General features: G+C 73.4%; 21 protein-coding genes. 15 read left to right on the forward strand and 6 right to left on the reverse strand.

Going from position 1 to position 19,425, the window contains the following annotated elements; genetic code table 11:
- Position 1 precedes the first annotated feature (1 nt).
- Positions 2-1,153, forward strand: coding sequence for a cysteine desulfurase family protein (locus HUN58_RS13050; RefSeq protein ID WP_114849881.1), 1,152 nt, complete (start codon positions 2-4; stop codon positions 1,151-1,153).
- A gap of 69 nt (positions 1,154-1,222) precedes the next feature.
- Positions 1,223-1,537, forward strand: coding sequence for a hypothetical protein (locus HUN58_RS13055; protein WP_114849754.1), 315 nt, complete (start codon positions 1,223-1,225; stop codon positions 1,535-1,537).
- A gap of 134 nt (positions 1,538-1,671) precedes the next feature.
- Here the strand turns inward: HUN58_RS13055 and HUN58_RS13060 are convergent, their stop codons facing one another.
- Positions 1,672-2,136 carry an MSMEG_6728 family protein gene (locus HUN58_RS13060; protein WP_058741387.1) on the reverse strand — a complete coding sequence of 155 codons (465 nt, stop codon included), beginning with the start codon at positions 2,134-2,136 and terminating at the stop codon, positions 1,672-1,674.
- Positions 2,137-2,223: 87 nt separating this feature from the next.
- Between HUN58_RS13060 and HUN58_RS13065 the strand changes: the two genes are divergently transcribed.
- Positions 2,224-2,820 carry an NAD(P)H-dependent oxidoreductase gene (locus tag HUN58_RS13065; protein ID WP_114849880.1) on the forward strand — a complete coding sequence of 199 codons (597 nt, stop codon included), beginning with the start codon at positions 2,224-2,226 and terminating at the stop codon, positions 2,818-2,820.
- Between the two features lie 217 nt (positions 2,821-3,037).
- On the opposite strand, the gene aroQ is transcribed toward HUN58_RS13065, so the two are convergent.
- Complete coding sequence (gene aroQ / locus HUN58_RS13070; RefSeq protein WP_180224890.1) at positions 3,038-3,505, reverse strand: type II 3-dehydroquinate dehydratase; 468 nt, start codon at positions 3,503-3,505, stop codon at positions 3,038-3,040.
- Between the two features lie 160 nt (positions 3,506-3,665).
- Between aroQ and HUN58_RS13075 the strand changes: the two genes are divergently transcribed.
- Positions 3,666-5,336: a sodium:solute symporter family protein gene (locus HUN58_RS13075; RefSeq protein ID WP_141862327.1), complete on the forward strand. Its 1,671-nt coding sequence runs from the start codon at positions 3,666-3,668 to the stop codon at positions 5,334-5,336.
- Positions 5,337-5,360: 24 nt separating this feature from the next.
- Positions 5,361-5,687 carry a hypothetical protein gene (locus tag HUN58_RS13080; protein WP_114849753.1) on the forward strand — a complete coding sequence of 109 codons (327 nt, stop codon included), beginning with the start codon at positions 5,361-5,363 and terminating at the stop codon, positions 5,685-5,687.
- A 385-nt stretch (positions 5,688-6,072) separates the two neighbouring features.
- On the opposite strand, the gene HUN58_RS13085 is transcribed toward HUN58_RS13080, so the two are convergent.
- The gene (locus HUN58_RS13085; RefSeq protein WP_058741384.1) at positions 6,073-6,603 is read right to left on the reverse strand and encodes a DUF3800 domain-containing protein; all 531 of its coding nucleotides are present in this window, start codon (positions 6,601-6,603) and stop codon (positions 6,073-6,075) included.
- Between the two features lie 98 nt (positions 6,604-6,701).
- On the opposite strand from HUN58_RS13085, the gene HUN58_RS13090 reads away from it, so the two are divergent.
- From HUN58_RS13090 to HUN58_RS13100, 3 genes are read left to right on the forward strand one after another with little or no spacing between them, the layout of a single operon-like run.
- Entirely contained in the window at positions 6,702-7,118 is a 417-nt protein-coding gene (locus tag HUN58_RS13090; RefSeq protein WP_058741383.1) for a VOC family protein, read from the forward strand.
- A gap of 37 nt (positions 7,119-7,155) precedes the next feature.
- Positions 7,156-7,794 carry a DNA-3-methyladenine glycosylase I gene (locus HUN58_RS13095; protein ID WP_180224891.1) on the forward strand — a complete coding sequence of 213 codons (639 nt, stop codon included), beginning with the start codon at positions 7,156-7,158 and terminating at the stop codon, positions 7,792-7,794.
- Between the two features lie 58 nt (positions 7,795-7,852).
- On the forward strand, positions 7,853-8,572 hold the full coding sequence (locus HUN58_RS13100; protein ID WP_180224892.1) for a DJ-1/PfpI family protein: 720 nt from the start codon (positions 7,853-7,855) through the stop codon (positions 8,570-8,572).
- A gap of 4 nt (positions 8,573-8,576) precedes the next feature.
- Here HUN58_RS13100 and HUN58_RS13105 read toward each other — a convergent pair whose 3' ends face one another.
- Together HUN58_RS13105 and HUN58_RS13110 are read right to left on the reverse strand one after the other, a co-directional pair.
- Entirely contained in the window at positions 8,577-9,047 is a 471-nt protein-coding gene (locus HUN58_RS13105) for a GNAT family N-acetyltransferase (RefSeq protein ID WP_180224893.1), read from the reverse strand.
- Positions 9,044-9,856 (reverse strand): LysR family transcriptional regulator substrate-binding protein, encoded by an 813-nt coding sequence (locus HUN58_RS13110; protein WP_175325388.1) that lies wholly within the window; start codon positions 9,854-9,856, stop codon positions 9,044-9,046. The genes HUN58_RS13105 and HUN58_RS13110 overlap by 4 nt, the downstream gene beginning before the upstream one ends.
- A gap of 32 nt (positions 9,857-9,888) precedes the next feature.
- Between HUN58_RS13110 and HUN58_RS13115 the strand changes: the two genes are divergently transcribed.
- From HUN58_RS13115 to HUN58_RS13125, 3 genes are all read left to right on the forward strand, one after another.
- The gene (locus tag HUN58_RS13115) at positions 9,889-10,281 is read left to right on the forward strand and encodes a DUF5997 family protein (RefSeq protein WP_180224894.1); all 393 of its coding nucleotides are present in this window, start codon (positions 9,889-9,891) and stop codon (positions 10,279-10,281) included.
- Positions 10,282-10,312: 31 nt separating this feature from the next.
- Complete coding sequence (locus tag HUN58_RS13120) at positions 10,313-10,828, forward strand: hypothetical protein (RefSeq protein WP_144804416.1); 516 nt, start codon at positions 10,313-10,315, stop codon at positions 10,826-10,828.
- Between the two features lie 122 nt (positions 10,829-10,950).
- Complete coding sequence (locus HUN58_RS13125) at positions 10,951-11,478, forward strand: Lrp/AsnC family transcriptional regulator (protein WP_058741376.1); 528 nt, start codon at positions 10,951-10,953, stop codon at positions 11,476-11,478.
- Between the two features lie 46 nt (positions 11,479-11,524).
- Here the strand turns inward: HUN58_RS13125 and HUN58_RS13130 are convergent, their stop codons facing one another.
- Positions 11,525-11,956, reverse strand: coding sequence for a GNAT family N-acetyltransferase (locus HUN58_RS13130; protein WP_180224895.1), 432 nt, complete (start codon positions 11,954-11,956; stop codon positions 11,525-11,527).
- Between the two features lie 110 nt (positions 11,957-12,066).
- Between HUN58_RS13130 and HUN58_RS20285 the strand changes: the two genes are divergently transcribed.
- From HUN58_RS20285 to HUN58_RS13150, 4 genes are all read left to right on the forward strand, one after another.
- Positions 12,067-13,443 carry a hypothetical protein gene (locus tag HUN58_RS20285; protein ID WP_217488532.1) on the forward strand — a complete coding sequence of 459 codons (1,377 nt, stop codon included), beginning with the start codon at positions 12,067-12,069 and terminating at the stop codon, positions 13,441-13,443.
- Positions 13,444-13,531: 88 nt separating this feature from the next.
- Complete coding sequence (locus HUN58_RS13140; RefSeq protein WP_180224896.1) at positions 13,532-15,217, forward strand: hypothetical protein; 1,686 nt, start codon at positions 13,532-13,534, stop codon at positions 15,215-15,217.
- Positions 15,218-15,389: 172 nt separating this feature from the next.
- Positions 15,390-16,715: an esterase family protein gene (locus HUN58_RS13145; RefSeq protein WP_254631499.1), complete on the forward strand. Its 1,326-nt coding sequence runs from the start codon at positions 15,390-15,392 to the stop codon at positions 16,713-16,715.
- Entirely contained in the window at positions 16,712-19,240 is a 2,529-nt protein-coding gene (locus HUN58_RS13150; protein WP_180224897.1) for a bifunctional lysylphosphatidylglycerol flippase/synthetase MprF, read from the forward strand. Before HUN58_RS13145 ends, HUN58_RS13150 begins: the two co-directional genes overlap by 4 nt.
- Positions 19,241-19,425 lie beyond the last annotated feature (185 nt).

Genomic DNA, 19,425 nt, shown 5'->3' on the forward strand with positions numbered 1-19,425 from the left:
CGTGTTCTACCTGGACCGCGCCGCGACGACCCCGGTCCGCCGCGAGGTGCTCGAGGCGATGTGGCCGTACCTGACCGGGGTCTTCGGCAACCCGTCCTCCACGCACGGCGTCGGGGACGCGGCCGCGCGCGGGCTCGCCGACGCCCGGGCGACGGTGGCGCGGGTGCTCGGCTGCCGTCCGGGCGAGGTCGTCTTCACCACGGGCGGCACCGAGGGCGCGAACACCGCGGTCAAGGGCATCGCCCTCGCCGCACCCCGCGGTCGGCACGTCGTCACGAGCGCGATCGAGCACGAGGCGGTGCTCGAGAGCTGCCGGTACCTCGAGCGGCACCACGGCTTCACGGTCACGCTCGTGCCGGTGGACGCGGACGGGGTCGTCACGGTCGAGGCGCTCACCGCGGCCGTCCGGGCGGACACCACGCTCGTCTCGATCGCGCACGCCGACAACGAGATCGGGACCGTGCAGGACGTGCCGGCGCTCGCGGCGGCCGCACACGCCGTCGGCGCGCGGTTCCACACCGACGCCGTGCAGAGCGCGCCGTGGCTGGCGGTCGGGCTCGACCTGCTCGGCGTGGACGCGCTCTCGCTCTCTGGTCACAAGCTCGGCGCGCCGAAGGGCACCGGCGTCCTCGTGCTCCGCGCCGGGGTGCCGCTCGAGCCGCTCCTGCACGGCGGTGGGCAGGAACGTGGTCGGCGATCCGGCACCGAGGACGTCGCCGGAGCGGTGGCCGTGGCGACCGCGCTCGCCCTCGCGGCGGGGGAGCGGGTGGACGCGGCGGCCATGGCGGCGGCGACCCGGGACGCCGTGCTCGACGGGGTCACCGCGGCGGTCCCCGGGGCGGTCGTCACGGGGTCCCGGCGCTCGCGCCTGCCGGGGCACGCGTCGTTCTGCTTCCCGGGGGAGCCCGTCAACGGGGAGACCGTGCTGCTCGAGCTCGAGCAGCACGACGTGGTGTCCTCGTCGGGCAGCGCCTGCGCGGCCGGCAGCACCGAGGCCTCGCACGTCCTCACCGCGACCGGGCTGTCCGAGGACGTCGCGAGGACCGCGCTCCGCCTGACCTTCGACGCGTCCCTGACCGAGGACGACGCGGCCGCGGTGGTCCGGGCGGTGGCCGATGCGGTGTCGACCGTGCGGCGACTCGGAGTGAACTAGACGTTCTACTCCATGAATGGGGTGATGTCCCCCCTTCTGCGGACCGGCGTGGTCCGCCACGATGGGGGCATGGCCAACGCGATCACGACCCGTCTCCGGCAGGAGGACCGCTTCCGGGTGGTCCAGCTCCTCCCGGCTCCGGCCACCGTCGTCGCGCTCGCCATCGCCGCGCAGCACGACCTCGGGACCGCACCGCTCGGCGTGATCGCGTCCGTCGGTGCGCTCGCGACCCTCGGCAGCGCGCTGCTCCCGATGGTCCGCCCCGCGGCGGTCCGACGGTCGATGCCCGTCCCGCGGGAGGCCGACCGGTACGCTGCGGCCACGCTCACGGCGCTGACGCCGGCCGTCACCACCCCTGACCAGGGGGATGCCGAACAGCACTGAACCACCCGAACCCCGGACGCAGGACCCCTGACCGCGTCCGGAGCAGGGCACGACGTCCCCCCTGTCGTCGGACCCTGCAGCGCCGCCCCCGCCGTGGACGCGGCGCCGGACCCTGACCGGCGCCGCACCCCCTGTCAGTCCGCGGACGGGGGCGGCGTCGTCCCCGGCCAGACGTACTCCAGGTCGTCCGGCACGTCGGGGAACAGCGGGCGGTAGTGCTCCGGGGCCTTCTGCACGAGCTTCGAGCGGTGCGACTCGTGCACCGCGGGGTCGTGGTTCCAGGCGGGCACCGGGAAGTCGCCGCGCTCGTACGCCGCCAGGTCCTCCGGGACACGGGCGAGGTCGACGAGCGTCTTGCCCAGGCACGTGTCGGCGTGCCCGCGCTCGAGCCACACCCGGCACGTCGCGTCCTGGTACGCCATCAGCGCCGGACGGTACCCGCGCCACATCGCGACGACGGGGTGGTGCTGCCAGCCGTAGTCCGGCAGCGTCAGGGCGCGCATGACCTGCAGCGTCTCGACCCGCTGCTTCCCCAGTCGCTTGTCGTCGAGCACCTCGGCGGAGGCCCGGAAGTCGGCGTAGGGCAGGAACGTCTGCATCCCCGCCACGGTACGCGCAGGTGCTGGAGCGCGACACAAGTCGTCACACCCGGGCGGGCGCGGAGCGGGCGTGTGAGCATCGACCGCATGAGCGGAGAACTCGTCGTCGGCGTCAGTGGCAGCCCCTCCGACCCGTCCCGGACGTCCACCCTGGTGGCCGCCACGGTCGCACGGCTCGGGGAGGAGATCGAGGACGCCCGGACCGAGACGGTGGAGATCGGGCCCCTGCTCGCCGACCTCGGCGCAGCGTCCTCGCGCGAGGCGATGTCGGACCGGACACGTCGGGCGCTCGAGACGGTCGAGGCCGCGGACGTGCTCGTGGTCGGCAGCCCGGCGTTCCGCGCGGCGTACTCCGGGGCCTTCAAGCTCTTCTTCGACTGGGTCGGGCAGTACGACCTCGTCGACACCCCGGTGCTGCTCACGGCCACCGGCGGCAGCGACCGGCACGCGCTCCTCGTCGAGCACCAGATGCGGCCGCTGTTCGGCTTCTTCCAGTCCACGACCCTGCCGCTCGGCGTGTTCGGCAACGAGCGCGACTTCACCAAGCGCGAGGGCGGCTACGACATCAGCAGCGTCGACCTCGAGCTCCGCATCGACCAGGCCGTCCGGCGGGCGCTGCCGATCATCCGCGGCGGCTTCGCCACGGCGGGCCTGGCCGACGTCCGCCGCCCCGCCGACTTCTAGACCCGCCGCGCGCGGCGCGACCGCGCCGACCTACCCGGCTCGGCTTCGGCGAGGTGCCGCAACTCGCCGCTGACGCGGCGTCGAGGTGTCACAGAATCCCGGAACGTCCGTCGAGATGCCGAGATCTCGGCACCTCGGGGAAGCCGGCCGTGCGCGTCACGCAGGGCGGACGGGAGGCACGTGGCGGGCCCGCCACGTGCCTCCCGTCCGGTGCGGCTCAGCCGAGCAGGGACGCGACGTGCGCGACCGCCAGGCGGTAGCCGTCGGCGCCCGCGCCGGCGATCACGGCCGTCGCGGCGGTGGCCACGTGGTCGACGTGCCGGAAGGGTTCGCGCTTCCACGTGTTCGACAGGTGCACCTCGACGACGGGGACGTCGAGCGCCTCGACCGCGTCGTGCAGTGCGACGGAGGTGTGCGCGTAGGCGGCGGGGTTGATCACGACGCCGGCGAAGTCGTCGAGTGCCTCGTGCAGCCACTCGACCAGCTCGCCCTCACGGTTGGTCTGACGGAAGTCCGCCTCGAGCTCGTGCACGGCCGCCTCGGTGTGCACGATCGCCTCGATCTCGGCGAGCGTGACGGTGCCGTACTGCGTCGCGTCCCGTCGCCCGAGGATGTCCAGGTTCGGCCCGTTCAGGACGAGGATCCGCCGCGGGCGTGTCGTGGTGTCGGTGGCCGGCTCGCTCATGGGGGAGAGCCTACCGAGCGGGACGCACGGCGACACGGCCCGGACGCGAGCGTCGGCACGGCCACGGATGTCTCGGCTGTGTGAACGGTCACATCGCGGTGTAACGTCTCCGTCCGGGTCGGCGCAGTTGCCGACTGCAACACATGGATGTGGAGATCGCATGGTCCTCGCTGCGGCGACCAACGGGATCCGGCTCGAACTGGGCTGGGTCGACTACTTGATGATCATCGTGTACTTCGCGGTGGTGATCGGCATCGGGTTCACCGCCAGGCGGCAGGTGCGCACGAGCATGGACTTCTTCCTGTCGGGACGGTCCATGCCCGCGTGGATCACCGGTCTGGCCTTCGTGTCCGCGAACCTCGGCGCGACCGAGATCCTGGGCATGGCCGCGAACGGTGCTCAGATCGGCATGGCGACGCTGCACTACTACCTCATCGGTGCGGTGCCGGCGATGGTGTTCCTCGGCCTCGTGATGATGCCCTTCTACTACGGCTCGAAGGTCCGGAGCGTCCCGGAGTTCATGCTCCGCCGCTTCGGCAAGGCCCCGCACCTCGTCAACGCCATCGCCTTCGCGGTGTCGAACGTCCTGATCGCCGGCATCAACCTCTACGCGATGGCCATCGTCATCGAGGCGATGCTCGGCTGGCCGGAGTGGCTCGCCATCCTGGTGTCCGCCGCGTTCGTGCTCGCCTACATCACCCTCGGCGGCCTGAGCAGCGCCATCTACAACGAGGTCATGCAGTTCTTCGTGATCATCGCCGGCCTCGTGCCGCTGACGATCGTCGGTCTGCACCGCGTCGGCGGGTGGAGCGGCCTGACCGAGGCCATCGAGCAGACCCAGGGCGTGCGGCACCTGCAGACCTGGGCCGGGACCGGCATCGGCGACGTCACCAACCCGATCGGCGCGAACTGGCTCGCGATCGTGCTCGGCCTGGGCTTCGTCCTGTCCTTCGGCTACTGGACGACGAACTTCACCGAGGTGCAGCGCGCGTTCTCGGCGAAGAACATGTCGGCCGCCCGACGGACGCCGCTCATCGCCGCGATCCCGAAGCTCTTCATCCCGTTCATCGTCGTCATCCCGGGCCTCATCGCCGCGGCGGTCGTCGGCAACCAGTTCGCCTCGGGGGAGCTGACCTACAACGACGCGATCCCGAAGCTCATCCAGATGTACCTGCCGACGGGCGTGCTCGGCATCGCGGTGACGGGCCTCCTCGCCTCGTTCATGGCGGGCATGGCGGCCAACGTCTCGTCCTTCAACACCGTCTTCACGTACGACATCTGGCAGCGCTACATCAAGCCGAACATGCCCGACCTGCACTACCTGCAGACCGGCCGCTGGGTCACGGTCGTCGGCGTGGTCGTCGGCATCGGCACGGCGTTCCTCGCAGCGCAGGCCGGCAACATCATGACGTACATGCAGACGCTGTTCTCGTTCTTCAACGCACCGCTGTTCGGCGTCTTCATCCTCGGCCTGCTGTGGAAGCGGATGACCACGCAGGGCGCACTGTGGGGCTACGTCCTCGGCATCGTCACGCCGACCATCACCTGGATCGCGTACCTGGTGAACCCGGAGCTGTTCTCCACCGCGACCGCGGAGACGATGTACGGCGCGATCATCTCGTTCGTCACGGTGCTCGTCGTCGGCGTGCTCGTCTCGCTTGCGACGAAGCCGAAGGACGTCTCGGAGCTCGGCGGCCTGGTCTACGGCGTCGGCAAGATCGACATGACCGCCGGGGCCGTCGCGACCGACACCGCCTGGTACCGCTCGCCCGCCCTGCTCGGCACCGTCGCCCTGGTGCTCTGCGTCGCCCTCTACCTGCCGTTCCTCTAGGCCCGGACCCGAAGGAGTACCACCATGCGTGACGACACCACCACGCTGACCGAGGAGCAGGTCGCCCTCGTCCGCTCCACCCGTCGACTCGACCTGCGCCGCATCCTCGGCGGACTGTTCGTGCTCTACGGCGTGATCACCACGATCGTCGGGATCGTGCACTGGGACACCGACCCGCAGAAGACCGGCGGCATCCACATCAACCTGTGGGTGGGCCTGTCGCTGCTCGTCGGCGGCCTGCTCTTCTTCCTCTGGGACCGCCTCAACCCGGTCCCCGCGGAGGACATCATCGGCCAGGCCGAGTCCGAGGCGGACCAGCGCGCCGCTGGCGAGGGCCGCGACGCGGTCTGACCCGGGGGAGCGCCACGGCGCACCAGGCAGGAACGGGCGTGCCCGGTCGGATCACCCGACCGGGCACGCCCGTCCTCGCTCGGTCCAGCGGGTCGGACTGCGTCGCGTCGCGGAGATGGTTGCGGCGACGGCCTGGAGGCACGGTGCGGTTCCGGCGCGCGGGCCACGTCGTGCTTCGCGCGATTGACGCACGCTGCGCTCCGCGCCTAACATTGACATGTCGGTCGGGTGCTCTCGGCCGGAAGCGATCCCCGGATGTCCTGCAGCCAGCGCGGGCCCGGGGATCTGCGCTGTTCAGGGGCTGCGCTGTTCAGGTGCTGCGCTGTTCAGGTGCTGCGCTGTTCAGGATCCCCGCTGTTCAGGATCCCGCCATCGAGATCGGTCTTCACGGGATGACGACGGTCGCGCTCGGCCTCCCGTGATCGAGTCCCGCGCTGTGCGCACCACAGGCGAGGTCCGCCAGCGCCAGGAGCGTCTCGTCGGAGGCGTGCGCATGCTCGTACCGGACGGCCCGTCCGATGCCGCGGTCGCGCAGTGCCCGCAACATCGACCGGTCGTCGCGATCGCGTGCCGGTCCTCGTGTCTCGAACACGACTTCGCCGACGTGCCGCTGTTCGAGCTCCCACACCAGGCGTTCCAGGCAGTGTCGTCGCCTGCGTTCCACCCGGGCAACCGGGCCGTCGTACCGGATGACCAGGACCTCGACTGCGTGACGCAGGAGATCGAGCCACGAGACCCGCTGTGCCGGGAGGGCCTCGTACCAGTGCAGCTTGCGCATCCGACGTGGCGTCGCGGCGAGGATCGCTGTTCGTGCCGCCTGACGATCGCTGATCGCGACGATGACGGCGGCCATCAGGTACGTCGTGTGGTCGAGACCGCCGCCCGGCTCGGATTCGTCGACGAAGGCGGTGCGCATCTCGGTAGCATGTTGCGTTCCACGTTGGTACCGGTCGTGAAGGATGGTTGCGCGTGGTCCGGTACTGCGAGAGGTTCGACCTCGACGAAGGAGTCCCCATGCCCACGATGGTGTTCATCAACCTGCCCGTGACCGACCTCGCCCGGGCGACCGGGTTCTACGAGGCGCTCGGCTACTCGATCAACCCGGACTTCACGGACGAGACCGCCGCGTGCGTCGTGGTGAGCGACACCGTGTACGTGATGCTGCTCACGCACGCGAAGTTCCAGGAGTTCACCGACAAGACGATCGCGGACCCGGGGACGATCGAGGTGATCAACTCCCTGAGCGCCGCGTCGAAGGACGAGGTGCACCGCATCGTCGACGCGGCCGTGATGAGCGGCGGGAACGAGGACCGGCCGGAGATGGACCTCGGCTTCATGTACCAGCGGAGCTTCACGGACCCGGACGGGCACCGCTGGGAGTACGTCTGGATGGACGAGCAGGCGATGACGGACGGCCCGCCGGCCGAGTAGTCCCGACGTCGTCGGTGCCGGCCGCCAAGATGGCAGGGTGACCGACGAACCCGTGGCCCTGCCCGACGACGAACGCACGATCGCGACGACCGACCTCGTCACGGGGGAGGACGGTCTCGCCCGCCCGGTGTGGGCCGCCACCGACGCGATGCTCCGCGACTACTACGACACCGAGTGGGGCATGCCCGTGCACGACGAGCGTGGGGTGTTCGAGCGCCTCTCGCTCGAGGCGTTCCAGTCCGGGCTCTCCTGGCGCACGATCCTGGCGAAGCGTCCGGCGTTCCGCGCAGCCTTCGCGGACTTCGACCCGGACACGGTCGCGCGCTTCGACGAGGACGACGTCGCACGACTGATGGCCGACGCCGGCATCGTGCGGAACCAGGCGAAGATCCGGGCGACCATCACCAACGCGAACGCCACGGTCGCCCTCCGCGCGGACGGCGGTCTGGCGGACCTCGTGTGGTCCTTCCGCCCCGACGCCACCCCGGCGCCCCGGACCGCCGCCGAGGTGCCGACCACGAGCCCCGAGTCCGTCGCCCTGTCGAAGGCCCTGCGGAAGCGCGGGTTCGCGTTCGTCGGACCGACCACGATGCACGCCCTGATGGAGGCGCTCGGCATCGTCGACACGCACCTGCTCGGCAGCCACCGCCGCGGGACCTCCGGCGTCTGGGCCTGAGCGGGACCGGCACCGAGCGGAACGACCCGACCCGACCCGCCGGGGCTAGGGTCGCGGCATGGACGCCGACACGACACCGGACGCCGAGCGCGGGCACGACCCGGCCGAGGTACGGATCGCGTTCCTGCTGTTCCCCGCGGTGACGCAGCTCGACCTGACCGGCCCGGCGCAGGTCCTCACCCGCGTGCCGGGTGCCCGGGTCGAGTACGTCGCCGGGACGCTCGACCCGGTCGCCACCGACTGCGGGTTCGCCGTCGTCCCGACCCGGACCCTCGAGTCCGCCGCCAACGCCGACGTGCTCGTCGTCCCGGGCGGGGACGGCGCCTTCGACGCGATGCTCGACCCCGCGGTGGTGGCGTTCGTCCGACGGCAGGCCGAGCGTGCCACCTGGGTGGTCTCGGTGTGCACGGGAGCGTTCGTGCTCGGGGCCGCCGGGCTCCTCGCGGGGAAGCGGGCGACGACGCACTGGGCGTCGGCGCCCCTGCTCGAGGCGTTCGGCGCCGAGCCGGTGCCGGAGCGGGTCGTGACCGACGGCTCCGTCGTGACCGCGGCCGGGGTGAGCGCCGGGATCGACATGGCGCTGTGGCTCGCGGCGGAGCTCGCCGGGCAGCCCGTCGCCGAGCGGATCCAGCTGCAGCTCGAGTACGACCCGCAGCCGCCGTTCGACGCCGGGTCGGCCCTCCGCGCGGACGCCCTGGTGGTCACCGCGGCCCGCGCCGACACCGAGGCACGTCGGGGTGCCCGCGTCGCGCAGGCCGCCGCAGCGGTGCTGCCCTGACGGTTCAGTCCAGCGGGAGCTGCATCTGCGTCGCGGTGACGCGGTACCCGAGCTGCGCGTACAGGTCCTGCGCCCCGGTGTTGTAGCCGAAGACGTTCAGGCCGATCGACGTCGCGCCGTGCTCACGGGCGACCCGCTGCCCGGCCTCGAGCGCCCGTCGGGCGTGCCCGCGCCGCCGGTGCTCCTCGTCGACCTCGACGTCGAACACCCACCACTCCGCGCTGCCGACCGAGAACGGTCCGATCCAGAGGTACCCGACCACGTCTCCGGCGTCGTCGACCACGTCCCACACGAAGTGCTCCGGCAGGGGAGCGCCGCCCGGGAACCACTGGTCGAGCGACTTCTGCTTGTTCGCCTCGGCCTGCTCGCGGGTCTCGCCGGAGCGCATGCGGGACGTGACGTACTCGGCCATCGTGCGGTCCAGCCACCCCGGGATCCGGTCCGCCGGCATCGGGACGAGCTGCGTCCCGGTCACCGGTTCCCCTTGGAGCCGCGCTTCGGCTTGCCGTTCCCGAGCCGCTGCGTGCCCGGTCGGCCGGTCCCGCGGGGCTTCCGCGCGCCCTTGCCCCCGGCCTTGCCGCCGGACGCCTGCTTCGCGGTGGCCTTGCCGCCGCCGCTCCCGGTGCCCGAGCCGCGCCCTCCGCCGCGCCCACCCGTGCCGGACCGACCCGTGCCGGAGCCACCCCGCGACCCACGCGAGCCGTCGTCGTCGGCGTCCGGAGTGCCTCCTGGCCGGTCCTGCGCAGCACGCGAACTGTTGGCGGTCCGCCCTCGCACCACGCCGATGAACTCCTCCGTCGTCTCGGACGCGTCCGCGTCCCGCCAGACGAGCGCGATCCGGGTCCCCGCGGCGTCCGCCAGCGGGCGAGCGACCAGGTCCTTCCGGCTCGCGGCGCGGAAGAGCGACTGCGGGAGCACCGCGACGCCGACGTTCGCCTCGACCAGGTCGAGCACCGCGGCGACGTCGGCGGGGACCGGGCCGGCGTCGACGACGTGCACGTCGGCCAGGTCGGTGTCGGAGACGACGTCGGAGGCGGCGAGGGGCGCGTCCTTCGGCATCGCGACGACGGCCGTCTCGGTCCAGAGCGGGATGGCGTTCAGGTGTACGCCGACGGGCATCCGCGCGAAGGCCATGTCGGCCTCGCCGGCGAGGGCCTCGTCGACCCCGTCGTGGCCGATCGGGAGCAGGCCGAGGGTGGCGTCCGGGAAGCGTTCCCGCCAGACCCGGACCCACTTCGCGGGGGAGACCCCCGGGACGAAGGCGATGGTGAGGGCCGCGGTCATGCAACCGAGCATAGGGGCCGTACCCTAGACCCATGGCGCAGGAACAGAAGATGAAGGCCGAGACGGCTGCGAAGAAGCTCGGCATCCTGCTGGCGGCCGCCCCGGAGTCCTTCCGCGAGGGTCTCGTCACGCGGACCGCCTTCGACGAGCTCCGCACGCAGCCGCCGGCGTGGCTCGAGGACCTCCGTCGCGACGGCCCGCACCCGCGCCCCGTCGTCGCCCAGAAGCTCGGCGTCTCGATCTCCGGCCTGAACCGTGCCGGCATCGACGAGCCGCTCACGACCGCCCAGGTCAAGGAGTTGCTGCAGGAGATGCCCGAGTGGCTCGTCCGTGAGCGCGCGACCCAGGCCGAGGTGCACGCCGAGAACGCCCGCGTGAAGCAGCAGCGCGCCGAGAAGGCCGCGGCCCGCGCCGCCCAGGACTGACCACCCGCCCCCACCCCGACCACCGCACGCCATGACCGCCGCGCACGAGACCGTCGCCGACGCGATGCTCGTCGTGCCGCAGTTCGCGTCGGTGTGCTGCATCGTCGGCGATCGCTACCGTCCCCGGCCCGGCGTGATCGTGCCCGCGACGGTCATGCTCGTCGCGATGGTGATGCCGGTGGCGCAGGTCGGTTCCGTCTGGACGCTCCTGGCCGCCACGGCGCTGCTCCTCCTCGCCCCGCTGCCGGTGATGCGTCGTCGCCGCCCCGACGGGCGACGGGCGGAACCCATGGACGTGCACCGAGCGCTGTCGTCGGTCGTGATGGCCGGCATGCTCCTGATGGGGCACGCGACCGGCCTGGTCGACGACCATGCTGGACACGGCGTGGCCCTGTCCGCCGTGCTCGGCGCCGGGGTGATCGGCTACTGCGCGTTCAGCGGCTGGCTGCTCCGGTACGAGTGGGGCCGGGCGGACCGTCGCGCGGTCCGCAGCGGCGAGGTCTTCGCGATGACGGTCGCCGTCATCGGCATGACGCTCGCCATGTGACCCACCGGCCTGGAGGCACGACCCGCCTCCGCCCGTCGGCCCGCCCCGTTCCGATCGCCGGGTCCGGCGGTCGGCCCCGTGCTCCGGTGCGCGAGCGGACCGTCTCGCGGTAGCGTCGGGGCGTGTCCGACCGACCAGCACGCCGCCCCGATCCCGCGCCGCGCCTCGACGAGGTCGACGAGCGCATCCTCTGGACCCTTGCCGCCGACGCCCGGATCCCGAACAACCGGCTTGCGGCCGCCGTGGGGGTGGCACCGTCGACGTGCCTCGCCCGGGTGCGGGCGCTCGAGGACGCCGGGCTGATCCGGGGCTACCGGGCGGACGTGGACGTCGCGGGGCTCGGGTTCGCGATCGAGGCGATGGTGTCCGTCCGCGTGCACGCCGCCGCCCGGCACGAGCTGCGCGAGTTCGCGAAGCGCCTGCTGCGGGTGCCGGTCGTGCAGGACGTGTCGTTCCTCGCCGGCGACAAGGACTTCCTCGTGCACATCGCGTGCACGTCCACCGAGCAGCTGCGGGACTTCGTCGCGGACGAGCTGAGCGGGGACCCCTCGGTCGCGACGACGCAGACGAACATCGTGTTCGAGCGGCTCGTGGCCGACCGGGCGCAGCAGGGCCGGTCGTTCGACGAGCTGCGGCGCTGGCGGGCCTGAGCGGGGCGCCTCGTCCGGTCAGCGCTGCCGGGTCAGCCCTGTCGGGTCAGCGCTGCCGGGTCATTGGGACGTGCGGGATGGCGTCCTCGAAGAAGTCCTCGCCGGAGCGCACGAAGCCGAACCGGGCGTACCACTGCTCGAGGTGCGCCTGGGCGTTGATCGCGATCGAGCCGGAGCGTGACTCGGCGATGGCGGCCTCCATGAGCCGGGCACCGAGGCCCTGTCCGCGGGCGTGCCGAGCGGTGGCGACGCGACCGATCCGCTCCGTGCCGTCGGCCTCGCGGAGCAGGCGCAGGGTGGCGTCGACCGAGCCCTGCCCGGCCCAGAACTGCAGCGTGCCCGGCTCGAGGTCGCGGCCGTCGATGTCCGGGTAGGCGCACTCCTGCTCGACGACGAAGACGTCCTGCCGCAGGCGCAGCAGCTCGTGCAGCGTGACGACGTCCAGGTTGCGCGTGGGGGCGTGGAAGATCGAGGTCACGACCGGCCTTTCTCGAAGAATCCTCCAGAAAGGGTTCCGATCCGGAGCGGGACGGCGTACCGTACCGGCCAACCACTCTACGTGCGCAGCCGAGATCAGGAGGTGAGCGCATGGACCAGCCGTTGCGCGACCCCTGGCGCGCGCTGCTCCGGATCGTCCTCGCGGGCGTCGGGGTCGCCGCTGCCCTCGTGCTGCTCTCGCTCGTGCTCGGTGCCCGGCCGGCCGCTGCCGCCGAGGGAGCGCCGCAGCAGCGGGGCATCGTCGGTGGACTCGTGCAGGACCTCGGCGGGACCGTCCAGGGCGTCACCGGCGAGGTCGGCTCCGTGGTCGACCAGTCCGTTGCGCCCGTCCGGAAGGCCGTGCCGGCTCCGGCGCCCGCTCCGGCCGCACCTGCCCCGGCTCCGGTCCCTGCCGCACCCGTTCCCGCTGCTCCCGCTCCCGTTCCTGCCGCGCCTGCCCCCGCCGCGGCGGCACCCGCGCCGGCTGCTTCCTCGCCTGCGGCGCCGGCTCCTGCGGCACCCGCTGCTCCTGCACCCGCTCCTGCCGCACCTGCTGCTGCCGCACCTGCTGCTCCCGCTCCTGCCGCACCCGCTGCTGCCGGAGTCGGGACGACAACGGGGGCTCCGGACGTGTCCGAGACGAGCACCGCCTCCCGGCCGCTCTCCGGCACGCTCGTATCCGTCCTCGAGCCGGTCACCGGCACCGTGCAGTCGGTGACCGACGCCCGGCCGGTGACCGCGGTCGTCGAGGCCGTCGACACCGTCGTCGGCGCGCTGCCGCTGACGGGCACGCTCCTCGGGGACGACACCGTGGGGACGGTCGTCGGTCCGGTCACGGGTGTGGTCGACGACACCCTCGACTCCGTCGGCGGGACGGTCGGCACGCTCCCCGCCACCGTCGGTGACGTCGTCGGACCGGTCGAGGCCGTCCTGCCGCTGCCGACCATGCCCGCGCCGGTGCTGCCCGTGCCGTCGCTCCCGGTCCCGGCCCTTCCTACGCCCGGCGTCCCCGTGCCCGGCCAGACCGTGCCGACGTCCCCGGCGCTCCCCGGCGGCAGCTCCGTCGCGGTGCCGGCACCGGCGTCCGCAGGGGATCCGGCCGGTCCGGTCGTCCTCGCGGCGGCCGCGCCGTCCGCGAGCGCCGGACCCGCGAGCGGCGACCAGCCGGCCGCGAGCACGACGTCGATCGTCACCGTCCGTGCGGTCGCCGCCGAGCACGCCACGACGGGCGCCGCGGGGTCGGTCACGGTCGACGGCACCGCACTCCGCGTGCCCGCCGACGGCGACCGGGCCGTCCCGCTGCCGGTCGGTGGCGGATCGACGGGCTCCGGCTCCGGCAGTGGTTCCGGTTCCGCCGGTGCCGCACCGGTCGGCGTCGACGGCACCGTCGGCACCCAGGTCTCCCTCGCCGCGGGGTCACGCGGCACGCTCGACGACGACGTGGTCCCCGCGTCGGTCGTCGGCGACCACGACGTCGCTCCTGACTGAGGTCGGTGCGCCTGTCCAGCACGGCAGGCACGCACCACCCGACCGCACCTGCGGTCGGTGACGATCTCGATCAGGAAGTGACACGACCATGAACAAGCACGTCTCCAGGGGGCTGTGGTTCGCCCTCTGCCTCGGAGGCCTGACGCTCGGAGGGGCAGCGGCCGCGAACGCCGCGACGACCTCCGGCGCGGACGGCATCCTGTCCGGCACCCAGGTCGCGCCGTCCGTGAGCGCCCCGGTGTCCGTCGCCGGGAACGCTCTCGGGGTGCTCGGCGACACCGTCTCCGCTCCCGCTCCGGCAGCGCCCGCTCCGGCCCCGGCGGCGCCCGCTCCCGCGGCTCCGGCCCCCGCTCCTGCGGCTTCGACCCCCGCTCCTGCGCCCGTCACGTCGGGCGCGGACGGCGTGGCCTCGGGGACCCAGGTGGCCCCGGTGGTCACCGCCCCGGTCGCCGTCTCCGGCACCGCGGTCGCAGTCGGCGGCGACGCCACCACGAGCACTCCGGCCCCGGCCGCCGCTCCCGCCCCGGCTGCTTCGGCTCCGGCTCCCGCTCCGGCCGCTCCGGCACCCGTGACGTCCGGCGAGGACGGCATCGGCTCCGGCACCCAGGTCGTCGGTGACGTCACCGCTCCGGTCACGGTCGGCGGCAACGCGGTCGGTGTCCTCGGGGACGCCACCGCGACGGCGCCGACCCCGGCACCCGCAGCACCGCCGACGCCCGCAGCACCCGCGGCGCCCGCTGCCGAGCCGACGACGTCGGGTCAGGACGGCGTCGCCTCGGGCACGCAGGTCGCCCCGGTCGTCTCGGTCCCGGTGACCGTGACCGGCAACGGGATCGGGCTCCTCGGGGACGGCACGTCGACCGCCACGGGCCCGGCGGCTCCCGCCGGTCCGGCGGCGCCGTCGGCGGGTGGTACGACCTCGGGTGAGGACGGCATCGGTTCGGGCACGCAGGTGTCGCCGGTGGTGAGCCTGCCGGTGACGATCGGTGGCAACGGGATCGGTGTCGTCGGTGACGGCACGTCGACCTCGACCGGTGGGACCGGCTCGGGCACGGGTTCCACGACCCCGACGGCCGGTGGTACGAGCTCGGGTCAGGACGGCATCGGTTCGGGCACGCAGGTGTCGCCGGTGGTGAGCCTGCCGGTGACGATCGGTGGCAACGGGATCGGCATCGTCGGTGACGGCACGTCGACCTCGACCGGTGGGACCGGCTCGGGCACGGGTTCCACGAGCCCGTCGGCGGGTGGCACGACCTCCGGCGCCGGCGGCCTGCTGTCCGGGACGCAGATCGTCCCCGTGATCAGCATCCCGGTCACCATCGGCGGGAACGGCATCGGCGTCGTCGGTGACGGCACGAGCACCACCCCCGGCAGCGGGACCGACCCGGGCACCCCCGGCACCCCGGGCACCCCCGGTGAGCCCGGCACTCCGGGAACGCCCGGGACGCCCGGCACCCCCGGAACGCCCGGCACTCCGGGAACCCCTGGTGAGCCCGGCACGCCCGGCACCCCGGGCGCGCCCGGCAACGGGACCGACGGCACGACGCCCGTCGTGACCACCCTGCCGGTCGCGACCACGACCACCACGGTCGCCGCCGCGACCGAGGTGACCACCGCCTCCCGTCCGACCGTCGCGACCACGTCGACGGCGCCGGCCGGACAGCCGCAGCTCGCGTACACCGGAGCCGCGTCGCAGACGCTGCCCGCGGCGGTCGCGCTGCTGCTCCTGATGGCGGGAGTCGGGGCGCTGGTCCTGCGCAAGCGGCTCAGCTGACACCACCACGGCGAGGAGGGGCACCGTCCGCGGTGCCCCTCCGACCCGTGCGCCGTCGAAGCGCCGGCTTGGACGACACCGGACGTTCCCTGGGAGCATTCGGTACCGAACCTGTGCGCAGTGGAAGCGCTTGCGCGGCCCCGCGGCAGCGGGGGAGCGCCACGATGAGAGCGTGCTCCACGAACTCCTGCGCATCCCGATCACCGGCCGGGCGGTCCTCGTCCCGGTCTACGTCATCACGGCCGTCCTGGCGGCCTGGGTCCTCGTCGGACCGGCGCGGGAACGGCACCGCGGACGGCGGCTCGCGTTCCGCGTCGGTGCCGGTGTGCTCGGTGCCGTGATCGGCCTCGTCGCGGTGTGGTGGACGGGCGACGTGCAGGACCTGTTCGGCGTCGCCTTCACGCCGATCACCCGGATGTGGATCGCGTTCGCCTTCGCCGGGGTCGCCCTGCTCCTGGTCGTCCTCGTCCAGGGCGGGTGGCGCCGACGAGGCCTGGCGGTGGCCGCCGCGGCCGCGGTCGTCCTGTCCGCCGGGCTCGGCGTGAACGTCGACTTCGGCTTCTACAAGAACGTGCAGCAGGCCATCGCGACGAGCCCCTACAAGACCGTGAAGCTGCCGGTGCGCAGCAGCTCGGCGACCCCCGCGACCGACCTCTCCGGGTGGCAGGCACCGGCGGGCATGCCGAAGACCGGCGAGACGATCAGCGTGGCGATCCCCGGCACGGTGTCGCACTTCCGCGCCCGCAAGGCCGTGGTGTGGCTGCCGCCGGCGGCCCGTGTCGCGAACCCGCCGAAGCTCCCCGTCATCATCGCCTTCTCGGGGCAGCCCGGACAGCCCGCCGACCTGTTCCAGACCGGCAACATGGGGCAGTACCTCGACCGCTACGCCGCGGCGCACCAGGGCCTCGGGCCGATCGTCGTGTCGCCGGACCAGCTCGGGGCGCCGAACCGCAACCCGATGTGCCTGGACTCGCGTCGACTCGGCCGGAGCGAGACGTACATCATGACCGACACCGTGGACTGGATCCAGTCGCACCTGCCGGTCGAGAGCGGCCCGTCGCACTGGGCCGTCGCCGGCTTCTCCGAGGGGGCGACCTGCGCGATGCAGCTCTCCGCCGCGCACCCGGACGTGTTCGGTACCGCCCTGGCGATCTCGAGCGAGATCGGTCCGAAGAACGGCAGCGTGCAGCAGACCATCGCGCTCGGGTTCGGCGGGGACGCCGCCGCCTACCGCGCCGCGATGCCCGTCGCCCTGATGGCGGCACACGCACCGTACCGCGACCACCTCACGGTCTTCGGCTACGGTCAGGACGACGCCCCGTACACGGCGTCGACCGAGACGCTCCGGACCGCCGCGGAGCGGGCCGGGATACAGACGCAGACCTTCGTCTCGCCCGGGTCCGCCCACGACTGGAACACCGTGCGGTACGTGCTCGCGCACGGGCTGCCCCCGGTGCTGGCGCACCTCGGTCTCCCGGCAGCGGAAGGCACCCTGTGAACGACCAGACGGCGACGGCGTCGCCGGACTCCGGCACCGCGCCGGGCGCGTCCCCCGAGCGCGCCCCCGGACCACGGGAGCCGCGCATGCCCGGCAAGGTCCAGGCGGCCACCGTCGCAGCCGCCCGGACCGTCGGCCGGACGGTCCGCCGGTACCCCGTCACCACCGTCGTCGTGCTGCTCGTGCTCGTGACCTCGGTGGTCGGTGTGGTCCTCCGGGTCTCCCACGGCATCACGCCGTCACACTTCGGGCCGCTCCGGGTCTTCGCCGCGTCGACCGGCCTGCTCGCACTCGTCGCCACGATCGTCGGCGTCGTCGTGCTGCTCGGCGCGTCCGAGCGCCTGATGGGGCCGTGGCGCACGGTCACCGCCTTCGTCGTCACGACGGTCGTCGGCACCGGCCTCGGCGCGCTCACCGCGTTCCTCGACCCGGACGGCCGTCCGATCGGTTCGCTCCTGCTCGGCCGGGCGACGAGCTTCGACCCGTGGACCGCGATGGTCGGGACGATCGTCACCGCGAGCGCCTTCGCCGGGCCGCTCTGGCGTCGGCGCATCCGGGTCAACGCCTTCGCGGTCGTCGCGGCGCTCCTGCTCTACGCCGGGCACGTCTCGGACCTGTACGCCGCGTTCGCGGCCGTCGTCGGCTGGGGCCTCGGGACGATGCTCCGGAGCGGTCCGGCCCGGATCGGCTGGGTGCGCAGCTCGCACCGCGAGACCCGGGTGCTCCTCGGGACCGTCGTGCTCGTGTCCGCGATCGGCCCGGTCATCGCGCTCGTGTCGCGCGCCCGCGTCGGACTCCTCGCGCCGCTCGCCGCGGTCGTCGGGGCCGGCCCGGTCACCCCGGTCCGCGGCTGCCACGCCGACGGTGCCGTGGACACGTGCCTCCGCGGGCTCCTCGACTACCGGGCGACCGACCCGTGGACCCTCCTGCTCGCCGTCGCACCGCTGCTCGTCCTGGTCGTGGGCGGTCTCGGGCTGTTCCGGGGGAGCCGCTTCGCGGTCTGGCTCGTCGTCGCCGTCGACCTGGTCACCGCGATCGCCGCGGCGGTCACCTACAGTGCCGTCCCCGGTCGGGTCCAGCAGCTGCACGCGTCGGAGAACCTGGTCGTGGTGGACCTGTCGATCGCCGCGTCCATCGTCGTGCCGCTCGCGACCGCGCTCGTGCTCGTCGTCCTGCGCCGGTCGTTCACGGTGCTGCCGTCCCGTCGTCGCATCGCCACCTTCGCGGTCGTCGTGCTCGCGGCCGCCGCGGTCATCGTCGTGGTCGTGCTCGTCACCGCGGCCTCGTCGCCCCAGCGGGTCCCCGACCCTTTCCGCCTGGTGATCGCCGTGCTCGGCCCGCTGTCCCCGGTGACGTTCTGGGACCGGCTGCCCGCGATGGACCCCGCGCTCCGGTTCGTGCTCGGCGTCTCCGGCCCCCTGCTGTGGACCGTCACCGCGCTCGCCGCGATCCGGCCGACCGGCGCCGCGCCGCACGCGCTCGACACCGACGAGGTCGGCGTGGACCGCGCCCGCGCCCGCGCACTCCTGGAGGCGGCGGGCGGCGACACCTTCGGGTGGATGACGACGTGGCAGGGCAACGCCTACTGGTTCGCCGCCGACGGCCGCGCCGGGGTCGCGTTCCGGCGCAACGGCCGGGTCGCGGTGACGGTCGGCGGGCCGTTCGGGTGGCCGGACGCCCGCGACCGGGCGATGACCGAGTTCGCCCGGTACTGCGACGACAACGGGTGGACCGCGGTGTTCTACGGCATCGAGGCCACCGCGGCGGAGCACCTCACGGGGCAGGGCTGGGCGACGCTCCCCGTCGCCGAGGACGCCGACTTCGACCCCCGCACGTGGACGACCACCGGCAAGAAGAAGCAAGACGTCCGCACCTCGGTGAACAAGGCGAAGCGCGAGGGCATCACCGCGCTGTGGTCGTCGTGGCAGAACCTGCCGGTGGCCACCACCCGGCAGATCGAGGCGATCTCCGAGGAGTGGGTCTCCGAGCGTGAGCTGCCGGAGATGGGCTTCACGCTCGGCGGGATCGACGAGATGCGCGACCCGGCCGTCCGGACCCTGGTCGCGCTCGACGCCGAGGGCACGGTCCTCGCGGTGACGAGCTGGCTGCCCACGTTCCGCGAGGGGCGCGTGGTCGGCTGGACCCTCGACGTGATGCGCCGCACCGCCGCGGCCCCGAACGGCGTGATGGAGTTCTTGGTCGCCAGCGCCGCGGACCGGATGCGCGAGGACGGCGTCGAGCGGCTCAGCCTGTCCGCGGCGCCGCTCGCGTCGTCGGGGGACGCACCGCCGTCGAGCGACGGCGTGCAGAACCTGCTCGACCTGGTCGGCGGGGTGCTCGAGCCGGTCTACGGGTTCCGGTCGCTCCTGCGGTTCAAGGCGAAGTTCGGTCCGGACCTGCACCCGCTCGTGCTCGCATACCCGGACCCGGTCGCGCTGCCGTCGATCGGCATCGCGGTCGTGCGGGCGTACCTGCCCGACCTGTCGCTCCGGCAGGCGGTCGCCCTGGTGCGCGGTCGCGGCTGACGGGCGGTCCGCGACGACGGACGGGAGGATCGTGGCGGGCCCCGCCACGATCCTCCCGTCCGTCCCGCCCCCACACGACGGGACGGTCCCGCCCTGCCGAGGCGCCGCCGAGCTGTCGAGGCGCCGCCGAGCTGTCGAGACGCCGCCGTGTGCGCGAGACGCCGCCTTGTGCGCGAGACGCCGCC

The sequence above is a fragment of the Curtobacterium sp. Csp1 genome (assembly GCF_013347185.1).

What these genes read in the sequence shown, in the direction of transcription:
- HUN58_RS13055 (WP_114849754.1), top strand. Translation starts at nt 1,223, where the DNA reads ATGGCCAACGCGATCACGACCCGTCTCCGGCAGGAGGACCGCTTCCGG.
- HUN58_RS13060 (WP_058741387.1), bottom strand. Translation starts at nt 2,136, where the DNA reads ATGCAGACGTTCCTGCCCTACGCCGACTTCCGGGCCTCCGCCGAGGTG.
- HUN58_RS13065 (WP_114849880.1), top strand. Translation starts at nt 2,224, where the DNA reads ATGAGCGGAGAACTCGTCGTCGGCGTCAGTGGCAGCCCCTCCGACCCG.
- aroQ (WP_180224890.1), bottom strand. Translation starts at nt 3,505, where the DNA reads ATGAGCGAGCCGGCCACCGACACCACGACACGCCCGCGGCGGATCCTC.
- HUN58_RS13075 (WP_141862327.1), top strand. Translation starts at nt 3,666, where the DNA reads ATGGTCCTCGCTGCGGCGACCAACGGGATCCGGCTCGAACTGGGCTGG.
- HUN58_RS13080 (WP_114849753.1), top strand. Translation starts at nt 5,361, where the DNA reads ATGCGTGACGACACCACCACGCTGACCGAGGAGCAGGTCGCCCTCGTC.
- HUN58_RS13085 (WP_058741384.1), bottom strand. Translation starts at nt 6,603, where the DNA reads ATGCGCACCGCCTTCGTCGACGAATCCGAGCCGGGCGGCGGTCTCGAC.
- HUN58_RS13090 (WP_058741383.1), top strand. Translation starts at nt 6,702, where the DNA reads ATGCCCACGATGGTGTTCATCAACCTGCCCGTGACCGACCTCGCCCGG.
- HUN58_RS13100 (WP_180224892.1), top strand. Translation starts at nt 7,853, where the DNA reads ATGGACGCCGACACGACACCGGACGCCGAGCGCGGGCACGACCCGGCC.
- HUN58_RS13110 (WP_175325388.1), bottom strand. Translation starts at nt 9,856, where the DNA reads ATGACCGCGGCCCTCACCATCGCCTTCGTCCCGGGGGTCTCCCCCGCG.
- HUN58_RS13115 (WP_180224894.1), top strand. Translation starts at nt 9,889, where the DNA reads ATGGCGCAGGAACAGAAGATGAAGGCCGAGACGGCTGCGAAGAAGCTC.
- HUN58_RS13120 (WP_144804416.1), top strand. Translation starts at nt 10,313, where the DNA reads ATGACCGCCGCGCACGAGACCGTCGCCGACGCGATGCTCGTCGTGCCG.
- HUN58_RS20285 (WP_217488532.1), top strand. Translation starts at nt 12,067, where the DNA reads ATGGACCAGCCGTTGCGCGACCCCTGGCGCGCGCTGCTCCGGATCGTC.
- HUN58_RS13140 (WP_180224896.1), top strand. Translation starts at nt 13,532, where the DNA reads ATGAACAAGCACGTCTCCAGGGGGCTGTGGTTCGCCCTCTGCCTCGGA.